18 protein-coding genes are annotated in these 18,162 nt (G+C 31.1%); 11 read left to right on the forward strand and 7 right to left on the reverse strand.

All coding sequences use genetic code 11. The features are described from left to right. Positions 1 to 10 precede the first annotated feature (10 nt). The 6 genes from mreC (at position 11) to SJY43_RS01670 (ending at position 5,817) form a co-directional block, all read left to right on the forward strand. Positions 11 to 826 carry a rod shape-determining protein MreC gene (gene mreC / locus SJY43_RS01645; RefSeq protein ID WP_396602109.1) on the forward strand — a complete coding sequence of 272 codons (816 nt, stop codon included), beginning with the start codon at positions 11 to 13 and terminating at the stop codon, positions 824 to 826. Continuing rightward, complete coding sequence (locus SJY43_RS01650) at positions 827 to 1,333, forward strand: rod shape-determining protein MreD (RefSeq protein WP_396602110.1); 507 nt, start codon at positions 827 to 829, stop codon at positions 1,331 to 1,333. It begins immediately after the preceding gene. Further along, the gene (gene mrdA, locus SJY43_RS01655) at positions 1,330 to 3,267 is read left to right on the forward strand and encodes a penicillin-binding protein 2 (RefSeq protein ID WP_396602111.1); all 1,938 of its coding nucleotides are present in this window, start codon (positions 1,330 to 1,332) and stop codon (positions 3,265 to 3,267) included. The genes SJY43_RS01650 and mrdA overlap by 4 nt, the downstream gene beginning before the upstream one ends. After that, a complete protein-coding gene (gene rodA / locus SJY43_RS01660) occupies positions 3,267 to 4,544 on the forward strand; it encodes a rod shape-determining protein RodA (RefSeq protein ID WP_396602112.1) in 1,278 nt (425 codons plus the stop codon). The genes mrdA and rodA overlap by 1 nt, the downstream gene beginning before the upstream one ends. Positions 4,545 to 4,614: 70 nt before the next feature. Next, positions 4,615 to 5,241: a peptide deformylase gene (gene def / locus SJY43_RS01665; RefSeq protein ID WP_396602113.1), complete on the forward strand. Its 627-nt coding sequence runs from the start codon at positions 4,615 to 4,617 to the stop codon at positions 5,239 to 5,241. A gap of 99 nt (positions 5,242 to 5,340) precedes the next feature. Further along, a complete protein-coding gene (locus SJY43_RS01670; RefSeq protein ID WP_396602114.1) occupies positions 5,341 to 5,817 on the forward strand; it encodes a hypothetical protein in 477 nt (158 codons plus the stop codon). A gap of 7 nt (positions 5,818 to 5,824) precedes the next feature. Here the strand turns inward: SJY43_RS01670 and gldC are convergent, their stop codons facing one another. Continuing rightward, positions 5,825 to 6,160: a gliding motility protein GldC gene (gene gldC / locus SJY43_RS01675; protein ID WP_396602115.1), complete on the reverse strand. Its 336-nt coding sequence runs from the start codon at positions 6,158 to 6,160 to the stop codon at positions 5,825 to 5,827. Next, entirely contained in the window at positions 6,160 to 7,116 is a 957-nt protein-coding gene (gldB, locus tag SJY43_RS01680; protein WP_396602116.1) for a gliding motility lipoprotein GldB, read from the reverse strand. The genes gldC and gldB overlap by 1 nt, the downstream gene beginning before the upstream one ends. Before the next feature lie 147 nt (positions 7,117 to 7,263). On the opposite strand from gldB, the gene nadE reads away from it, so the two are divergent. Continuing rightward, positions 7,264 to 8,052: an NAD(+) synthase gene (nadE, locus tag SJY43_RS01685; protein ID WP_396602117.1), complete on the forward strand. Its 789-nt coding sequence runs from the start codon at positions 7,264 to 7,266 to the stop codon at positions 8,050 to 8,052. Between the two features lie 97 nt (positions 8,053 to 8,149). Next, on the forward strand, positions 8,150 to 8,779 hold the full coding sequence (locus SJY43_RS01690) for a response regulator (RefSeq protein ID WP_396602118.1): 630 nt from the start codon (positions 8,150 to 8,152) through the stop codon (positions 8,777 to 8,779). Positions 8,780 to 8,782: 3 nt separating this feature from the next. On the opposite strand, the gene dnaG is transcribed toward SJY43_RS01690, so the two are convergent. From dnaG to SJY43_RS01710, 4 genes are all read right to left on the reverse strand, one after another. Continuing rightward, a complete protein-coding gene (dnaG, locus tag SJY43_RS01695) occupies positions 8,783 to 10,741 on the reverse strand; it encodes a DNA primase (protein WP_396602119.1) in 1,959 nt (652 codons plus the stop codon). 148 nt (positions 10,742 to 10,889) lie between these two features. Next, positions 10,890 to 11,981, reverse strand: a complete 1,092-nt coding sequence (locus SJY43_RS01700) for a hypothetical protein (RefSeq protein WP_396602120.1) — start codon at positions 11,979 to 11,981, stop codon at positions 10,890 to 10,892. Between the two features lie 83 nt (positions 11,982 to 12,064). Further along, the gene (locus SJY43_RS01705; RefSeq protein WP_396602121.1) at positions 12,065 to 12,835 is read right to left on the reverse strand and encodes a hypothetical protein; all 771 of its coding nucleotides are present in this window, start codon (positions 12,833 to 12,835) and stop codon (positions 12,065 to 12,067) included. Next, positions 12,822 to 13,397: an RNA polymerase sigma factor gene (locus tag SJY43_RS01710; RefSeq protein ID WP_396602122.1), complete on the reverse strand. Its 576-nt coding sequence runs from the start codon at positions 13,395 to 13,397 to the stop codon at positions 12,822 to 12,824. The genes SJY43_RS01705 and SJY43_RS01710 overlap by 14 nt, the downstream gene beginning before the upstream one ends. Before the next feature lie 405 nt (positions 13,398 to 13,802). On the opposite strand from SJY43_RS01710, the gene SJY43_RS01715 reads away from it, so the two are divergent. From SJY43_RS01715 to SJY43_RS01725, 3 genes are read left to right on the forward strand one after another with little or no spacing between them, the layout of a single operon-like run. Beyond that, entirely contained in the window at positions 13,803 to 15,245 is a 1,443-nt protein-coding gene (locus SJY43_RS01715) for a circularly permuted type 2 ATP-grasp protein (protein WP_396602123.1), read from the forward strand. A gap of 20 nt (positions 15,246 to 15,265) precedes the next feature. Beyond that, the gene (locus SJY43_RS01720) at positions 15,266 to 16,189 is read left to right on the forward strand and encodes an alpha-E domain-containing protein (RefSeq protein WP_396602124.1); all 924 of its coding nucleotides are present in this window, start codon (positions 15,266 to 15,268) and stop codon (positions 16,187 to 16,189) included. Positions 16,190 to 16,201: 12 nt separating this feature from the next. Next, positions 16,202 to 17,167, forward strand: a complete 966-nt coding sequence (locus SJY43_RS01725; RefSeq protein WP_396602125.1) for a transglutaminase domain-containing protein — start codon at positions 16,202 to 16,204, stop codon at positions 17,165 to 17,167. On the opposite strand, the gene SJY43_RS01730 is transcribed toward SJY43_RS01725, so the two are convergent. Beyond that, positions 17,168 to 18,145: a polyprenyl synthetase family protein gene (locus tag SJY43_RS01730; protein WP_396602126.1), complete on the reverse strand. Its 978-nt coding sequence runs from the start codon at positions 18,143 to 18,145 to the stop codon at positions 17,168 to 17,170. It abuts the gene before it with no gap. Positions 18,146 to 18,162 lie beyond the last annotated feature (17 nt).

Here is an 18,162-nt window from a genome sequence, read left to right on the forward strand (position 1 = left end):
GGCAAGCCCCATGCAACAGATTATTAATTTTATAATAAGAAACAAAAACTTTTTGTTGTTCTTGTTGCTGTTTGGCTTCTCACTTTTATTTACAATTCAATCACATTCTTACCATAAAAGTAAGTTTATTAATTCTGCCAATTTTTTAACTGGTGGCATTTATAATTCTGTAAATAATATTAGTGGTTATTTTAATTTAAAATCTCAAAATCAAATTCTTTCAGAAGAAAACAGTAGATTAAGATCGCTAATAAGTAATACTGGAATTGAAACTGATTCAATATTTACTGATAGTATTTCTTTTGGACAACCATATCGTTTTTACACTACTAATATTATAAAAAACAGCTATTCGTTAAACAATAACATCTTAACAATCAATAAAGGAAAAAAGGATAGTATTAAACAAGATTTTGGTGTTATTTCTTCAAAAGGCATTATTGGAATAGTTGATAAAACAAGTAGTAACTATGCAACTGTAATTTCTATTTTAAATACAACAAGTAAAATTAGTGCGCAGTTAAAAAAAACCAATCATTTTGGAACACTAACTTGGGACGGTAGAGACCCAAAGTTTGCCCAGCTTGTAGATATTCCTAAAATAGCCCCGGTAAGCAAAGGGGATACCATAATAACTTCTGGTCGATCTTCTATATTCCCAAAAGGTATTCGAGTTGGAGTTGTTGAAGAATTTATATTAGATCAAGCTGAAAATTATTATGAAATAAATGTGAAACTCTTTAATGACATGACAAATATTGAACATGTATATATTATTGAGAATGTAGATAAGAAAGAGATAACTAACTTACTAAGCAGTAATTAAATGAATAGTGTTTTCTCTGTACATACCGTCCGTTTTATTGCCTTAGTAGTTGTTCAGGTTTTAATATTAAATCATATCAATTTTTTAGGGTATATAAACCCATATATTTATATTCTTTTTATTGCCTTATTCCCTGTAAAAAACAATCGAATTATATTACTATTATTAAGTTTTTTACTTGGAATAACTATAGATATGTTTTTAGACACAGGCGGTATTCACGCAGGCGCATGTGTTTTTATTGCTTATGTAAGACCCTTGATTTTAAAATGGTCTTTCGGGATGATTTACGAGCATCAAACCATTAGATTTAATACCGTTGAGTTTGGATCAAAACTCACCTATTTTACATTTATTACGGTATTACACCACATCGTTTTGTTTTCTTTAGAAATATTTAGCTTTTCTAAAATACTTTTAATCCTTCAAAAAACGTTATTCTCAAGTATATTCACTATTTTATTAAGTGTAATTGTTACTATAATTTTTACTCGAAAATCTAAATGAGACAGTTTTTACTTTTTTTTTCTATAATCGCAGTAGGCTTACTTTTTATTGCTAGGTTATTTTATCTTCAGGTTTATAACTCAAGCGGACATAATCTATATGAGGATAATGCTATTAGAAAAGTATATGACTACCCTAAACGCGGTTTTGTTTACGACAGAAATGGAGAACTCCTTGTAGCCAACCAACCATCTTATGATGTTATGGTTATACCTCGCGAAGTAGAGCCTTTAGACACCCTTGAATTTTGCAAATTATTGAAAATAGATAAAGAGCGATTTATCAAAAAATACGAAAAAGCTAGACGTTATTCCCCAAGACTCCCATCAGTATTTGTTTCACATCTTTCCAAAGAAGATTATGCGGTTTTACAAGAAAAAATGCGAAAATTTGATGGTTTCTACATTCAGAAACGTTCACTAAGAAATTACGAAACAACTATTGGAGCAAATGTTCTAGGAGATATTGGAGAAGTAAACAATGCCATTATTAAAAGAGACCCTTACTATAAAATGGGCGATTTAATTGGTAAGCAAGGCGTAGAAGCGTCTTACGAAAACACACTCAGAGGAATAAAAGGTATTAAATTTATTCAAAAAGATAGATTTAATAGAAATATAGGCCCTTATAAAGATGGTAAGTTTGATACCATCCCAGAACAAGGGAAGGACATTACTATCACTATTGATGCACAACTTCAAGCTTATGGCGAATTATTGATGCAGAATAAACGTGGTGGCGTTATTGCTATTGAACCTGCAACAGGAGAAATTTTGGCTATGGTTGCAGCACCAACGTACAACCCTAATATTCTGGTTGGTAGAGACCGTTCAAAAAACTTCACAAAGCTTTATAATGATTCTATAGCAAAACCACTTTTTAATAGAAGCTTGCAGGGGGTTTACGAACCCGGATCGCCTTTTAAATTAATGAATGCTTTAATTGCGCTTCAAGAAGGTGTTGTAACACCAGAAGAAACTGTAACTTGCTATGCCGGATACAAATATGGTAATAGATTTATGAAATGCCATTGTAATCGAGGCACAAGAAATGATTTGATTGGTGGCATACAACGTTCATGTAACGCTTATTTTGCCACAACTTATCGAAAAATTTTAGACAAAAATGGTAGTGCTTCAGATGGTATTGATACTTGGAGCAAACATGCAAAAAGTTTTGGTTTAGGGAATTTTTTAGGCTACGATTTAAAAGTGGGGCAAAAAGGAAGAATTCCAAATAGAGATTACTACAAACGTATTTATCCTAAAACATTTTATTCAACCTATACCATTTCAAATGCGATAGGTCAAGGCGAAGTAGCTACTACTCCAATTCAATTAGCAAATATGACGGCTGCTATTGCTAATAGAGGTTATTTTATTACCCCACACATCATAAAAAACATTGAAGGAGAAACATTACCAGAACAGTTTACAAAACCAAAATACACAACTGTAGATAAAGAAAACTTCGAACCAGTTATTGAAGGCATGCACCAAGTTTACAAAAAAGGAACAGCTGCTTCGTTACAAATAAAAGATATTGATATTTGCGGAAAAACGGGCACCGTAGAAAACTTTGCAAAAATTGACAGTTTAAAAACGCAACTAACAGACCATTCTATTTTTGTAGCTTTTGCGCCAAAAGACAATCCCAAAATAGCCATAGCTGTATTTGTTGAAAATGGATATTGGGGAAGCAGGTTTGCTGGAAGAATAGCTAGTTTAATGATAGAAAAACATATTAAAGGCCACACAACCAGAAAAGATATGGAAGAATGGCTTTTAAAACATAGCCTAGAAAACGAGTATGCTAAACCTTATTCTGGAGAGCCATTTAAAATTAATGGTTATACTACTTTGCAAATTGTAGAAGAGCAAGAATATTACAAATTAAAAAAAGAATTAAACAGAATAAACAAATCTAATAATTAATGGTTAGGGATACCAACAGGCATTTTAAATTCGATTGGATTACCATTATTCTTTTTTTATTATTGGTTGGTTTTGGCTGGTTAAATATTTTATCAGCATCGCACACGGGTACCACCGTAAATTATTTTGATTTCTCCCAACCATTTGGCAAACAACTCATCTTTATCTTTTTAACTTTCGGGTTAATCATACTTTTACTCGCAGTTGATGCCAAATTCTACGAACGGTTTTCGAGTGTTATTTATATTATATCTATGCTCTCGCTAGTCGGACTTTTTCTCTTCGGGAAAAATGTAAATGGAGCAACATCTTGGTATGCTATAGGTGGTATGACTATTCAACCAAGTGAATTTGCTAAAACCGCTACAGCACTTGCAGTAGCTAAATATGTAAGTGATTTAAACACCAATATCAATACATTTAAAGATCAAATAAGAACCTTTGCCATAATATTAACTCCGGCAGTTCTAGTATTACTCCAAAATGATACTGGGAGTACCATTGTTTACGGCGCCTTCTTCTTTGTTTTATATCGCGAGGGGTTACCAAAATATCATTTAACCTTTGGCATTTCAATACTTTTATTATCCATATTATCTCTTAAATTCGGAGCTATTATTACATCTATAATTGCTATTATAGTTGTTGTAAGTATCCATTTTTTAAGCAAAAAAAAGTACCCCACTATTCAATTGGCTTTTGTACTTATATTAGCTTTTGCTGTTTCATTTGGAGTAAAATTCTTTTACCAAAATATATTAAAGCCTCATCAACAAGACCGAATTAGCCTTTGGCTCCGTTTAGAAAAGGACCCTGAAAAACTTGAGCAGATGAAACGGACTTTTGCTTATAATCTTAATGAATCTGAAAAAGCAATTAGCTCTGGCGGATTTGCAGGGCGTGGTTTTCTGGAAGGCACTAGAACTACTGGAAAATTTGTACCCGAGCAACATACCGATTATATTTTTAGTACCGTTGGTGAAGAATGGGGCTTTTTAGGCACTTCATTTGTTGTTATTATATTTGTCTTACTCTTGCTACGTATTTTGCATTTAGCAGAATTACAAAAATCGCAATTTAGTCGGGTTTACGGTTATGGTGTTGCGTCAATCATTTTTATTCACTTTTTTATTAATATCGGTATGGTTATGGGTTTAATCCCAACTATTGGTATTCCTCTACCTTTGTTTAGTTATGGTGGTTCTGGGCTTTGGGCTTTTACCATTCTTATTTTTATCTTCATAAAATTAGATTCAAACAAAATAAATGAATGGTAGTCGCTATGCGACATTTAATTATTTCACTCAGATGGAAAAAACTATTACTATAAATAATTTTCTTGCTCGAATGAAATACAACATCTTATTAATTATCATTTTAATATTAATTATTGGGTGTTCAAGTTCTAGGCGTGTTATTAAAAATGTTTTTTCCAATGATGAAACTGCACTCATAATGAACGCTGATAGTTTGAAACCTATGCGTGTATATAAAATTAATAACAAAAATGACTCTCTTTTACTTAGAATGAAAAGTCATGATGTGAAGCCAAACCAGAAAGATCCAGTTTTACAAAATTTTGTTAAACGCCTTTATGCCACCGTTAAAGATAGTATGTCTATGGGTGTTGGTATTGCAGCACCTCAAGTTGGAATTTTAAAAAACATTATTTGGGTACAACGTTTTGACAAAGAAAACTTCCCTTTTGAAGTTTATTTAAATCCGAAAATACGTTCTTATTCTGACAAAACACAGACTGTAAAAGAAGGCTGTTTATCTATTCCAGATAGAACAGAAACACTAAACAGTCGTTCCTTTTCTATTACAATAGAATATGATACTTTGAAGGACGAACATAAATCTGAAACCATTACAGGTTTTACATCGGTAATTTTTCAGCATGAAATAGACCATTTAAACGGAATTTTATATCTCGATCATTTACAGAAAGACTTAAAAAATACAAAGCCTTAATTTTAAGGCTGCAAACCAATTTTGTTTTTCTAACTAACACAAAAAAAATTATTCTTTATATTTGTTATTAACCCAATTCTAAATCTAATCTCCATAAAAATGAAAACCCATTTTTTAATCTTAGTCATTACTTTATTACTAACCTCTTTTGTTAATGCTCAAAAAATTGATACTGAAAAAGTATTTGGAGGTTATAAATACACCTATAATGATGAACTTATATCTATTGGCGATTTAGCTTCAATTATAGAATCAAATACTAACGCCTTTAAACTAATAAAAAAAGGAAGAACTAATCGCAGTTTATCTGGTGTATTAGGTTTTGCTGGTGGCGCCTTAGTTGGATGGCCAATAGGAAACTCATTAGGTGGGGGTGATCCAAACTGGACTATGGCTGGTATTGGTGCTGGTCTTATAATTGTAGCCATACCTATTTCATCAAAGGCAAACAAAAAAATTAATCAAGCGGTAGAGCTTTATAATGCGTCTTTAAATGCAACATCAAGTACTACATTTAAACCCGAGTTTAAAATTATAGCAAACGGCACTGGATTTGGGCTATCTATGAATTTTTAAATACTTTCTATTTCTTAAGCTCTAATTTTTCAGCAAAATAATCGCAAAAATCTTTCATTGTTGCACTCATTTTATCATCTTGGGTTGCTCTTAAAAAAGTATCACTCATAGCTACTAATGTTTGATGAAAAAAGACTTTCATCTCATCAACAGGCATATCTTTAGTCCATAAATCAATACGGAGCGTTTCCTGTGTTTTAGCATCCCAAACGGCTAGCATCATGGCTTTTGCTTCTTCATTAGTAATCCCACCATCTTGTGCTGTCCAACGTAATTTTTCTGGCACACGGTTTTCATCCAATTCTACATTAAGCTCTATTTTAGAAGTCATATTATTTGCCATTATTTTCGTGGTTTAAACTTTGAGTTATTAAAAATATCTTCAGTACTTTTTATTAACATTTCTTTTAAGGGTACATCATTTTGCCTCATATAAGCCTTAACAATTTGCCAACCTATATATTGTCCTAAACGCCCTGGTGAATCTGCATCAATTTCTTCTAAATAAAACTTAGTAAACGGTGCAGGGTTTATAAATCGTCTTGGTAATTTGGTATCTGTGCTAAACAACAATTCTCTTCCAACAAAAAATCGCCAAATATAACTTTCGTTTGCTATAGCCCATTTTAATTGTTCTTCAGAATACCCAATACGTTCTGCTTCAGTTTTAAAAGGAATCATTTTATCTTTAAAATAAAGCAATTTACCATGATAAATCATTTCATCTAACAATGTTTTCCTAACTGGGAGATAAGTGTATTTTTCAGCATATTGATTAGCAAGATTAACCACTATTTGTTCTTTATTGAAATTTGCTTTTAAATAATTGGCTATACCTCCATAAAACTCATGTTCGCTACCTAAATAAGAATCTAAAGCAATTACTGCAATAGTATCTGTAACAATAACCCTATTTCTATAATCAACATCGTTAGTAGTAGTAATAATACGTGGTGGATTAAACTCGGGAAAATAGTATTTTAAATGATTAAACAAAGACTCTATTTCTATTTCGGTATTATTAAAATCTAAAAATGTTTTATCAACTTCATTAAACAATTGAATTTGTAATGTATCTGCTCTTTTAGCCAACCAAAAAGAATCTGTGTATTTTACAGGAAACATAAAAGGATAAGCTGTTTTTAAATCTGGTAACCCTTCTGAAGTTATTTTAGCAAATAGTTTATCAAAACGTTCAATTTTAATATCTGTATTTATTTTTGATATTTCAGCTTCAAGTGCATTTTCTGTTTTGCATGATACAGCTACGGCTAGTAAACAAAAAAATATGTATTTCATAGAAAACTTAAACGGCATAAATTTTTATAAATTAAACGATTGGGTTATTTTTGTTTACAAAGGTACTGTTATACCAATTAAGTTTCAAAATAACAATATGCCATTTTTAAAATTTAATTGGTATTATTACATATAAATTCATTTAAAATGCAAACAGAAAAAGTTGTAAATCATATTGTAAATTGGTTAAAGGATTATGCTACAAAAGCCGGCGTAAACGGTTTTGTGGTAGGTGTTTCTGGCGGTATTGATTCTGCCATAACCTCTACTCTTTGTGCTAAAACAGGATTAAGTGTTTTATGCGTGGAGATGCCTATACACCAAGCTAAAAGCCACGTAAGTAGAGCCCACGAACATATTGCACAACTTAAAGCACGTTTTAATAATGTTGATGATACTCGTGCCGATTTAACACCTGTTTTTGAGGAGTTTAAAACTGAAATATTTTTGGATGGCGACCAAGCCACAATAGATATGGCCTTAGCAAACACCCGTGCTAGATTAAGAATGACAACATTATATTACTATGCCGGTCTTTATGGCCTATTGGTTGCAGGAACTGGAAATAAAGTAGAAGATTTTGGTGTTGGTTTTTACACTAAATATGGTGATGGCGGGGTAGATTTGAGCCCTATTGCCGACTTAATGAAATCTGAAGTTTACACCATAGGTGAATTTTTAAAAGTACCAGAATCCATAATGAAAGCAGCGCCAAGTGATGGTTTATTTGGAGATGCTAGAAGTGACGAAGACCAAATAGGAGCCTCTTACCCAGAACTAGAATGGGCTATGAAAATGGATGAAAAAGGCAAGAAAATAGAAGACTTTTCTGGTAGAGAACAAGAGGTTTTTAAAATCTTTAAACGTTATAACAACAATAACAAACACAAGATGATCCCAATCCCAATTTGCGAAATTCCTAGCAATCTGCTTTAACAATTGCAGAATACATAAAAATGTCTTACTTTTACCGCAAGCTTATTCTCTCAACCATAACTATTTCTCAAAAATAGTTTTAAAAAAAGCTTATATTATGATAAAATTATTAGTAGCAGACAACCACCCAATTACGAGGAAGGGACTTGAAGTTCTTTTTTCTGCATCTTCCAACATAAAAGTTGTTGGTAGTGTAAATGATGGCGAAGCCATCTTAGATTTTGTAAAGAAAAACCCTGTAGACGTTATTTTAACAGAAGCCGATTTTCCAAAATTAAATGGATTAACAGTATTACGTTATTTAAAAAACGATTTTCCAGACATTAAAACCATTATTTTAAGTGCACAACCAGAAGAGGTTTATGCCATTAACGCCATTAAAGCTGGTGCTGCTGGATACATAAACAAATCTGAGAATGTAATTACTATTAGTGAAGCCGTTACCAAAGTTAACGATGGTGGCATTCATTTAAGTAATGATTTAACTCAGCAACTTGCTTTTGGAACTAGAGCTAATAAAAGTGGAAACTTTTACAAGAAACTATCTACTAGAGAAGCTGAAGTATTAAAACTTCTTACTATAGGTAGAAAAAACAAAGAAATCTCTAAAGAGTTAGATATTAACGAAAAAACAGTTAGTACCTACAAAGCTAGACTTATGCGAAAGCTAAAAGTTACTAATTTAGTAGATTTAGTAAACCAGGCTAAACTTAGCCAACAAGTATAATTTTTATAATACTCTGTTTAGTTTTCTAGACAGTAACATTTTTAGACCCGAATAGTCTTTTACTTCTTCAAGTATATTTCTATTCGAGTCTATTTTGTTTTGTAGTGTTTCCTGTTGAAATTCTTTCACCTTTAAATCAATTAAAAAGCAGCGTAAACTTAAAATAGTTTCACTCACCAATTGCGCTACTGAATGCAACTTTTCTTTAGGAAAAATGTTCATTCTATTCCAATCGTCTAAAGTATAACGCTCATCTTCCATTAAAATAGTTGTAATTTCATTTGCCATATTCTGGTCTACAGAATTAACAAACGTTTTTAATTCAAATTCTTGATCTTGATTTAATCGATCAATAATGGTGTAATAAAGTGTCTTAAATTGATCGTTAGTAAATTGCATCTCATCATCTTGGAGGTCTAAAAATATTTTTTCAAACACTTTAGCTTCATGAATTACGGGTTCTAAAACCAATTCGCCTTTTTCATTTTCTTTTAAAACTAAATCTTCAAAATTTTCAGTTTTACTTCCGTAGAGCAATAAAATTTCTATTATTTTTCGTTCTAATACATATTGAACATTAACCTTTTCAACAGGCTGTTGGTGTTTAATAACCTCAAATGCTTTTTGTTCAGCTTTATAATTTTTATTTTCTTCTTGAGATTCTTTTTTATTAATTTGAGCTAAAGTACTAAAAAGCACTTCCTCACTTATATCCATAATTCTTGCACATTCCTGAATATAAATTTCTTTTTTAATACGATCTGGTATTTTAGAAATACTGTTTACAATATCTCTAACGGTGTCTGCTTTTTTTATGGGATCGTTTTTAGACTCTTCAAATAATATTGATGCTTTAAATTGAATAAAATCTTTAGCATTATCATTTAAATACGTAGAAAGTTCTTCTAAAGTATTTTGTCTTGCAAAACTGTCTGGGTCTTCTCCTTCTGGAAAGGCACAAACTTTAACATTCATACCTTGTTCTAGAATCAAATCAATACCACGCAGTGCTGCACGCATACCCGCAGCATCGCCATCAAAAAGCACGGTAATGTTTTTTGTGAGTCGGTTTATTAACCTTATTTGTTCTGATGTTAATGCTGTACCCGATGATGACACAACATTATGAATTCCCGTTTGATGAAATTGAATTACATCGGTATACCCTTCTACTAAAAAACAGTTATCTTCTTTAGCTATGCTTTGCTTCGCATGATAAATACCGTACAATACTTTACTTTTATGGTAAATATCACTTTCTGGTGAGTTTACATATTTCGCAGCCTTTTTATCGGCTATTAAAATACGGCCACCATAACCTAAAACGCGGCCACTCATACTTTTTATAGGAAACATAACGCGGCCCTTAAACCTGTCAAAACGCTTATCTTCCTTAACAATGGTGAGTCCTGTTTTTTGTAAAAAATCTATATTATAGCCTTGTTTTAAAGCTTTGTCTGTAAAGGCTTGCCATTCGTTAAGAGAGTACCCTAAATCGAATTTCTTAATGGTTTCTAAAGTAAAACCTCGCTCTTTAAAATAACTTAACCCAATAGATTTTCCTTGATCTGTTTTATGTAATATATTTTGAAAATATGTATTTGCAAATTCACTAACCAAATATAAACTTTCTCGTTCGTTTGCTTTTTCTTTTTGCTCGTTAGATTGCTCGGTTTCTTCAATTTCAATATTATACTTTTTAGCGAGATACCTTAACGCTTCTGGGTATGTAAAATGCTCATGCTCCATTAAAAAAGATACTGCTGTACCTCCTTTTCCTGTCGAGAAATCTTTCCAAATTTGTTTTACTGGAGACACCATGAAACTTGGCGAACGCTCATCACTAAACGGACTTAAACCCTTAAAATTACTTCCTGCTTTTTTTAGCTGAACAAAATCACCAATAACCTCTTCTACGCGAGAGGTTTCAAATATTTGATCTATGGATGATGGTGATATCAAGAAAATAAGATTTTAGTGTTTGTAAAAGTAATATAAAATAAAACATTTCTCAATAGCTTATTCAAGCAGTTAATAAAATATAAAAATCCGAAATGATTTTCGGATTTTTATTAAACTAATATTCTATAGTTTCATAATTTAAGATATTTCAATCCATATCAAATCGTAACCCAACAGAAATATTATTTTGATTTATAGCTTGGTCCTGAAATATTGGAGACAAATCGTATTTTACATAAAGCGCTACCTCGTCAAAAGCTATATATCCGCTTAAACCATAAACTAGGTTTGTGGTATTAAATGATTTCTTTTGTTTTTCTTTAGTACGCTCTCCATCTATCTCATATTTTAATTTTTGGCGACTTCCAATATTTACACCTCCATAACCACCTAAACCAATCTTGAATTGATTATTAGTAGAATATCGAAAATACGTGTCTTTATCTTTCCTTTTTGATGGCCCAAACTCAAAATGCACAGGAAACACCAAGTTAGTAATGGTTAGTTTCGATTTTTTTAAATCTTCTGGAAACTCTTCTAAAGTTGTTTGGTTGCCTTGCTGCACAAAGTAATTGTTATCCTTAGGTTTCAACCCATTAAATTGAAAAGAATACCCATATTTTAATCGTAAAAAATTTGTGTTTTTAAACACCCTAGTTTTCCACGCCCAGCCCATTTCAAAAAAACGAGATCCGCCAAATTTATATGGTGAATTATCTAAATTATCGCCCTCTATAATCGCATTATTTAAACCGAATGCTAAAACAAAATCGCTGGTGGTTCGCTTATCATATTTTACGTTTTTGGGTTTATCATCATCTACATCTCCAATAAAAACAAAACTTTCACTTGTATCTTCTCCTTTCCCTATTCGTATTATACCTCGAGTTCCTTTTTCACCAACATAATTATACCCATCATCATTACGCTCTAAAAGTGATATTTTATTATTAATAATAGCTATTCGATTTTCAATATTTAAAGCACGTTTTGTGGCGGCTTGTTTTTTTAAATTTTCTGCCTCTGCATTGGTAATATCGCCATTTTCTAAACGCAGATTAATGGTTTCAACTTCTGTCTTTAAAAACGCTTTTTCTTGATTTTCAATGGTTTCTCTTTGTGTTTTTAATTCTTCAATTTTGTGTTTATTATTTACATTGCTAATAGTGTCTTGCGCATAAATACATTGCATACTTAAAAACATAATTAATGGCACTAAATACTTGGTAATTGTTTGCATAACTGTTCGTTTTTTTAACCCAATAAGGGTTGTTTATAAATGATTTTAATTGATGATATTATCTATTTTCTTGGTACGTATACTTAATCGTTACGCTGGGCTATTGTCGTTTTTACAGAATTGTAACTTGCTTTTAAGGCTTCAAAAACCTTATTTCTAAAAGAAGATTGATCTAACTCTGTTTCAACGTCTTGTAGCAAAGCATTAGCATCAACAACACCTGTAGTTTCATTATATAATCTGTTTAGTTTTATTTCTTTCTGAGCTGCTTTTAGCAATACATCAATATCAGCATCTGTAACAACTTGGTTTTTAGAATTCATTGTTTTAACCTGTGCCACGAGCTCTTGAATTTTTTGTTCTTCAAAAGTTAAACTCTTTTGATTTAATTCTTGAGTAGTCTTTATTTCGTTACTGCTATTGTCTTTAGAAACAATTTCAGATTCATTTATTAATCCAACAAGCTGCTGTTCTTTTTTTGAAATAATTAGATTCTTTATTCCAGGGCTTTCAACATTTACTTTTTCGGGTTTTGTTTTTATAATAGGATTATCATCTGTTTTTTCATTTTCAACAACAATACTATTGGTATTTTGATTATTAATAACTTCTGGAGTATCTACTAAAATAGGCGTATCATTAACTTTTGTTTCATTATTAAAAAATTGGGACACAACTAACAAAACTCCAACAATACTAGCCGCTATACCAAACCACCAAAAAGGTATTGTTTTATCCTTTTTATCGTTATTATCTAAACGCTCAGATAATTTATCCCAAGCACCCACAGATGGCTTTAATGTTCTTTTATCAAGCTTATCTTTTATATTGTCTTCAAAATTAATTGGTGCCATAGCCTATATTATTTAATTTCTTAATCTTTTCCTGTAACATCTTTCGCGCTTTAAATAATTGCGATTTTGATGTACCCTCACTAATGCATAGTAAATCTGCAATTTCATGATGTTTGTAGCCTTCAATAGCATACATTACAAATACCATTCTATACCCTTCCGGTAAACTGTCTATTAATTGTTGTATTTCGGCAACATCAATATCTGTTTTTATGTTATTTGAATAACCATTATTAAACTCGACAGCTTCAACAGGAAATTCAATGTTTTTTTGTTTCCTTAGATATGAAATAGATTCTCTTACCATAATGCGTCTTATCCATCCTTCAAAACTCCCTTCGTTTTTAAAACTCTTTAAGTTTGAAAACACTTTAAAAAAACCATTTAGCATGGCTTCTTCAGCTCGCTGAATGTCTTTTATATAATACCTACAAACGCTTAACATTTTAGGAGCATGTACTTCAAACAAAACACGTTGTGCTTCACGATTTTTTTTAATCGCGCTTTTAATTAAAATAGCTTCGTTTTTATGCAGTTGAATAACTTTCAAAAATGGTTTCATTTTTAACACCAAATAAATTTCAATATAACAAGTTCAATTATTTCTTTTAGAATTGCTATAAGTTAATGAATCAAAACGAAGCGAATTCTTTCTTTATATTGTTGCCTTTATAAATAAAAATAATACATTCATTTTTTAATTATTATAGATTACATTGGTGTGTCTCTATTTATAAAGACGCAGAAATAATATAAATAGTTGCCTGAGGATTTTGTTTTTATTGAATAAATAAAAATTGAGCCATAATACTTAGGAAATTATAAAAATGATAATTTATGGTTAATAAAATATCACAATCAATATTATTTTTAATAAAATTTAAAAATCGTTGATTTTTATTTAAACATACCGTTAATTTATTGAGTTTCGTTTAAAATATTACTATATTTAAAAAAACGTTTATCTATGGCAAACAAGCATCTATTCTCTTCTTATGACTTACTTCCAAAGACTTGGGACGAAATGTATAACAATAGTTCTGCGTTTAGATTTCAATACGAAGAATTCATAAAATATTTAGAAAAAACTTCACCTGAAAAGTTAACAAAAAAAGAAGATTTATCTAAACAATTGTTTATGAGTCAGGGTGTTACTTTTACCGTTTATAACGATAATGAGGGTATTGAAAAAATATTCCCTTTCGATATTGTACCAAGAATAATCACCTCTGAAGAGTGGACTAAAATAGAAACAGGCATTAAACAAAGACTTAAAGCTTTAAATTTATTTATTAAAGATATTTATAATGAACAGTTTATTATAAAGGACGGTATTATACCTGGAGAGTTAATTTACTCTTGCCCAAACTTTTTACGCGAAATGAAAGGTATAAAAGTCCCGTATGATGTTTATGTACATATTTCTGGCGTTGATTTAATACGAAATAATGATGGTGAATTTTACGTGCTTGAAGATAATTTAAGAACACCTTCTGGTGTTAGTTATATGCTTGAAAATCGAGAAATTTCTAAACGTTTATTCCCAGGTATTTTACCTAAAAGCAACGTAAGATCGGTATCAAATTACCCGAATATGTTGTACAAAAAACTTAAAGAACTCTCAACTAAAACAGACCCAAATATTGTATTGTTAACACCCGGAATATACAATTCGGCATATTATGAACATACTACATTAGCAAGACTAATGGGTATTGAATTGGTAGAAGGAAGTGATTTGGTTGTTAAAAATCATTTTGTATACATGAAAACCACTAATGGTTTAAAACAGGTAGATATTATTTACCGTCGTGTTGATGATGATTTTTTAGATCCGCTTGAATTTAATGCTGAAAGTGTTTTAGGTGTTTCTGGTATTATGGCTGCTTATAGAAAAGGACATGTAAATATTGTAAATGCTCCTGGCACTGGAATTGCTGATGATAAAGCTATCTATATTTATGTGCCAGATATGATAAAATATTATTTAGATGAAGAACCTATTCTAAAAAATATTGAAACCTACCAATTAGGACGACCTGATGAGCTTGAATATGTAACCAAAAACATAAAAGACATGGTTATTAAAAAGACTGATGGAAGTGGTGGTTACGGTATGCTTATGGGTCATGAAGCCTCTGATGAGGAGATTAAAGACTACCTAGAAAACGTTAGTAAAAAACCCGAAAATTTTATAGCACAACCTATTTTAAGACTTTCAACAGCACCTTGTTATATAGATGGCAAATTATCGCCACGATGTATCGATTTAAGACCATTTGCTCTATCTGGAAGAGATGGCATAGACATATGTCCTGGCGGACTAACAAGAGTTGCCTTAAAAAAAGGATCTTTAGTGGTTAACAGCTCGCAAGGCGGCGGAAGTAAAGACACTTGGGTTATAGAATAAATTAAAAAAACAATTAATATATGTTAAGTAGAGTAGCAAATAATCTTATTTGGTTAGATAGATACATGGAAAGAGGAAATGGTATTTTAAGTTTACTTAAAGTAAACTATTATGCCAACCAAGACTCCCCAGAGCTATTTTCTTGGACACCTATAATGAAAACGTTTACAACCTATGATAATGAATTCTATACAGAAGATGCTTTAGAGTGTATTAATTTTATGGTTTTTAATACTGGTAATTCTAATTCGATATTAAACATTGTAACTAAGGCTAGAGAAAATGCAAGAAGTGTGCAGGAGCATATTTCTAGAGAACTTTGGTTGTGTATTAATAATTATTACTTGTATTTAATAAACAAAGATTTACCTAAAAAATTAGAGGAAGATCCTGTGCATTTTTTAGAAGATTTAAGAAAACATCATCTCATATATTTTGGAACCTCAGATATAACACAAGAACGAGGTCCTTCTTATTATTTTATGAATGTAGGTAAATATTTAGAACGTGTTATTCTTATTTCAGATTTCACCTCACTAAAACTTGCTGATATAGGCAACACATCTGATTCTTTAGAAAAAAGTTTTTATTGGAAAAATTTACTTTTATCTATAGGAGGTTATCAGTTATATTTAAAAACTCATAAGTCTACTTTTAATGAAGAACATGTTATTAGAATGGTTTTTCAAGATAAATTATTTCCAAGGTCTGTATATTATTGTATTAATAAACTTAGTAAACATATAAATCAACTTATTGATTGTAATGAACTTGAAAAAAATCAAATCGATTTTTTACTTGGTAAGCTAGAAAGCACTATTAAATACACAACCATTGAAAATATTAACTCGCAAGGATTAGAAAGTTTTATTAGTGGTATTAAAGAAGATATTAGAAATATTTCTTTAAATATTAATGCCGTTTACTTTTCTCAAAATAATTGATTTACAAAACTCATGGCCACATTTTATATTAAACATATTACAAAATACAGTTATAACAGTAACGTTATTGATGGCGCTACACTTATAAGACTGCACCCTATAAATGATGATTACCAAAAAGTAACATCACATTTAATATCTATTACTAACAACCCATTTATAGAAACATTTATTGACTTCTTTAATAATCGAGTTGGCACCTTTATGGTAACCGAACCACATAAAGAATTAAATATAATATCTGAGATTGAAGTTACTACTACTGAAAGAATATTTCCTGATGATAGTGCAGATGTAGCTTCTCAATGGCAAGAATTAAAACGCATACAAAACACTATTGAATTTATTGATTTTACAAAACACAAGCCTTTTAGCGGAGCTGAAGATATTAAAGCTATTATTTTAGATAAAATGCTTAAAACCAAATCGCCCTTTAAAGCAATACTTGAACTCTGTGAGTATGTACATGATAATTTTGAGTATAAATCTGGAATATCTAATGTAAATACACCTTTAGAAGACACCTGGAAATTAAAGGCAGGTGTATGCCAAGATTTTACTAATGTGTTATTAAAAATGGTGAAAATGCTTGGTGTACCAGCGCGATATGTAAGTGGTTACATTTGCCCTAATGACACTATTGTTCGTGGTGGTGGCGCTACTCATGCTTGGGTTGAAGCCTATATTCCATTTTATGGCTGGCTAGGAATTGATCCTACCAATAATGCTATAGCAAATGAAAACCATGTAAGATTAGCCGTTGGTAGATATTATAGCGATTGCTCTCCTGTGAAAGGGGTTTATAAAGGCAATGTTGAAGCAGAAATGGAAGTAAGTGTTGAAGTTAAAACTTCTAAAACCGAAATTATTGACACAACAGATGTTAATACAGTAACGTCTAAAACCAATAATAGCTATAAACGTAGTTTAGAATTAAGACAGGAACAGGGGCAGCAACAACAGCAACAGCAACAATAGTTACTTTTTCCTGTCAATCACGTAATTCACCATAAGTTCTAGCGAATTTTTATATTGAGAATCTGGGTATGTTTTAAGTAATTGAAGCGCTTCTTCTTGAAATGCTTTCATTTTAGTGATTGCATAATCTAAGCCTCCATTGTTTTTTACAAATGCTATAACCTCTTTAACTCTTTTAGCATCTTTATTATGATTTTTAATGGAATTAATTAGCCATTTTTTTTCTTTTTTTGATGCTTGGTTTAACACATAAATTAAGGGCAAAGTCATTTTTTGCTCTTTAATGTCAATACCTGTTGGTTTTCCTATTTGTGTATCACCATAATCAAACAAATCATCTTTAATTTGAAAAGCCATGCCAATTAATTCTCCAAACTTGCGCATGGTTTCCACGTGATCAGATTGTGGTTTTACTGATGCTGCTCCCAAACTACAACAAGCCGCAATTAACGTTGCTGTTTTTTGGCGAATAATTTCATAATAAATAGCTTCTGTAATATCTAATTTTCTGGCTTTTTCAATTTGCAGTAATTCGCCTTCGCTCATTTCGCGAACTGCGATTGATATGATTTTTAGTAAATCGAAATCGTTATTATCAATAGATAACAACAACCCTTTTGAAAGTAGGAAATCGCCAATTAATACGGCTATTTTGTTTTTCCAAAGTGCATTTACTGAAAAGAACCCACGTCTTCTATTACTATCATCAACCACATCATCATGCACCAATGTAGCGGTGTGAATCAATTCTATAACAGATGCCCCTCTATAGGTACGCTCGTTAACCTCACCATTATCCACCATTTTAGCCACCAAAAACACGAACATAGGTCGCATTTGCTTTCCTTTTCGGTTAACAATGTAATGCGTAATTCTATTTAACAGCGCCACTTTACTAGACATAGAAAGTTGGAACTTTTGTTCGAAAAGCTCCATTTCATAGGCAATGGGTTGTTTTATTTGTTCTACTACTTTCAATAAGTTGGTTTAAAGAA

The organism is Algibacter sp. R77976, from assembly GCF_044594645.1.
GTDB lineage: Bacteria > Bacteroidota > Bacteroidia > Flavobacteriales > Flavobacteriaceae > Algibacter_B.

Bases quoted from the DNA above. Each gene is read 5' to 3' on its own strand.
- mreC (WP_396602109.1), top strand. From the start codon at position 11: ATGCAACAGATTATTAATTTTATAATAAGAAACAAAAACTTTTTGTTG.
- SJY43_RS01650 (WP_396602110.1), top strand. From the start codon at position 827: ATGAATAGTGTTTTCTCTGTACATACCGTCCGTTTTATTGCCTTAGTA.
- mrdA (WP_396602111.1), top strand. From the start codon at position 1,330: ATGAGACAGTTTTTACTTTTTTTTTCTATAATCGCAGTAGGCTTACTT.
- rodA (WP_396602112.1), top strand. From the start codon at position 3,267: ATGGTTAGGGATACCAACAGGCATTTTAAATTCGATTGGATTACCATT.
- def (WP_396602113.1), top strand. From the start codon at position 4,615: ATGAAATACAACATCTTATTAATTATCATTTTAATATTAATTATTGGG.
- SJY43_RS01670 (WP_396602114.1), top strand. From the start codon at position 5,341: ATGAAAACCCATTTTTTAATCTTAGTCATTACTTTATTACTAACCTCT.
- gldC (WP_396602115.1), bottom strand. From the start codon at position 6,160: ATGGCAAATAATATGACTTCTAAAATAGAGCTTAATGTAGAATTGGAT.
- gldB (WP_396602116.1), bottom strand. From the start codon at position 7,116: ATGAAATACATATTTTTTTGTTTACTAGCCGTAGCTGTATCATGCAAA.
- nadE (WP_396602117.1), top strand. From the start codon at position 7,264: ATGCAAACAGAAAAAGTTGTAAATCATATTGTAAATTGGTTAAAGGAT.
- SJY43_RS01690 (WP_396602118.1), top strand. From the start codon at position 8,150: ATGATAAAATTATTAGTAGCAGACAACCACCCAATTACGAGGAAGGGA.
- SJY43_RS01700 (WP_396602120.1), bottom strand. From the start codon at position 11,981: ATGCAAACAATTACCAAGTATTTAGTGCCATTAATTATGTTTTTAAGT.
- SJY43_RS01705 (WP_396602121.1), bottom strand. From the start codon at position 12,835: ATGGCACCAATTAATTTTGAAGACAATATAAAAGATAAGCTTGATAAA.
- SJY43_RS01710 (WP_396602122.1), bottom strand. From the start codon at position 13,397: ATGAAACCATTTTTGAAAGTTATTCAACTGCATAAAAACGAAGCTATT.
- SJY43_RS01715 (WP_396602123.1), top strand. From the start codon at position 13,803: ATGGCAAACAAGCATCTATTCTCTTCTTATGACTTACTTCCAAAGACT.
- SJY43_RS01720 (WP_396602124.1), top strand. From the start codon at position 15,266: ATGTTAAGTAGAGTAGCAAATAATCTTATTTGGTTAGATAGATACATG.
- SJY43_RS01725 (WP_396602125.1), top strand. From the start codon at position 16,202: ATGGCCACATTTTATATTAAACATATTACAAAATACAGTTATAACAGT.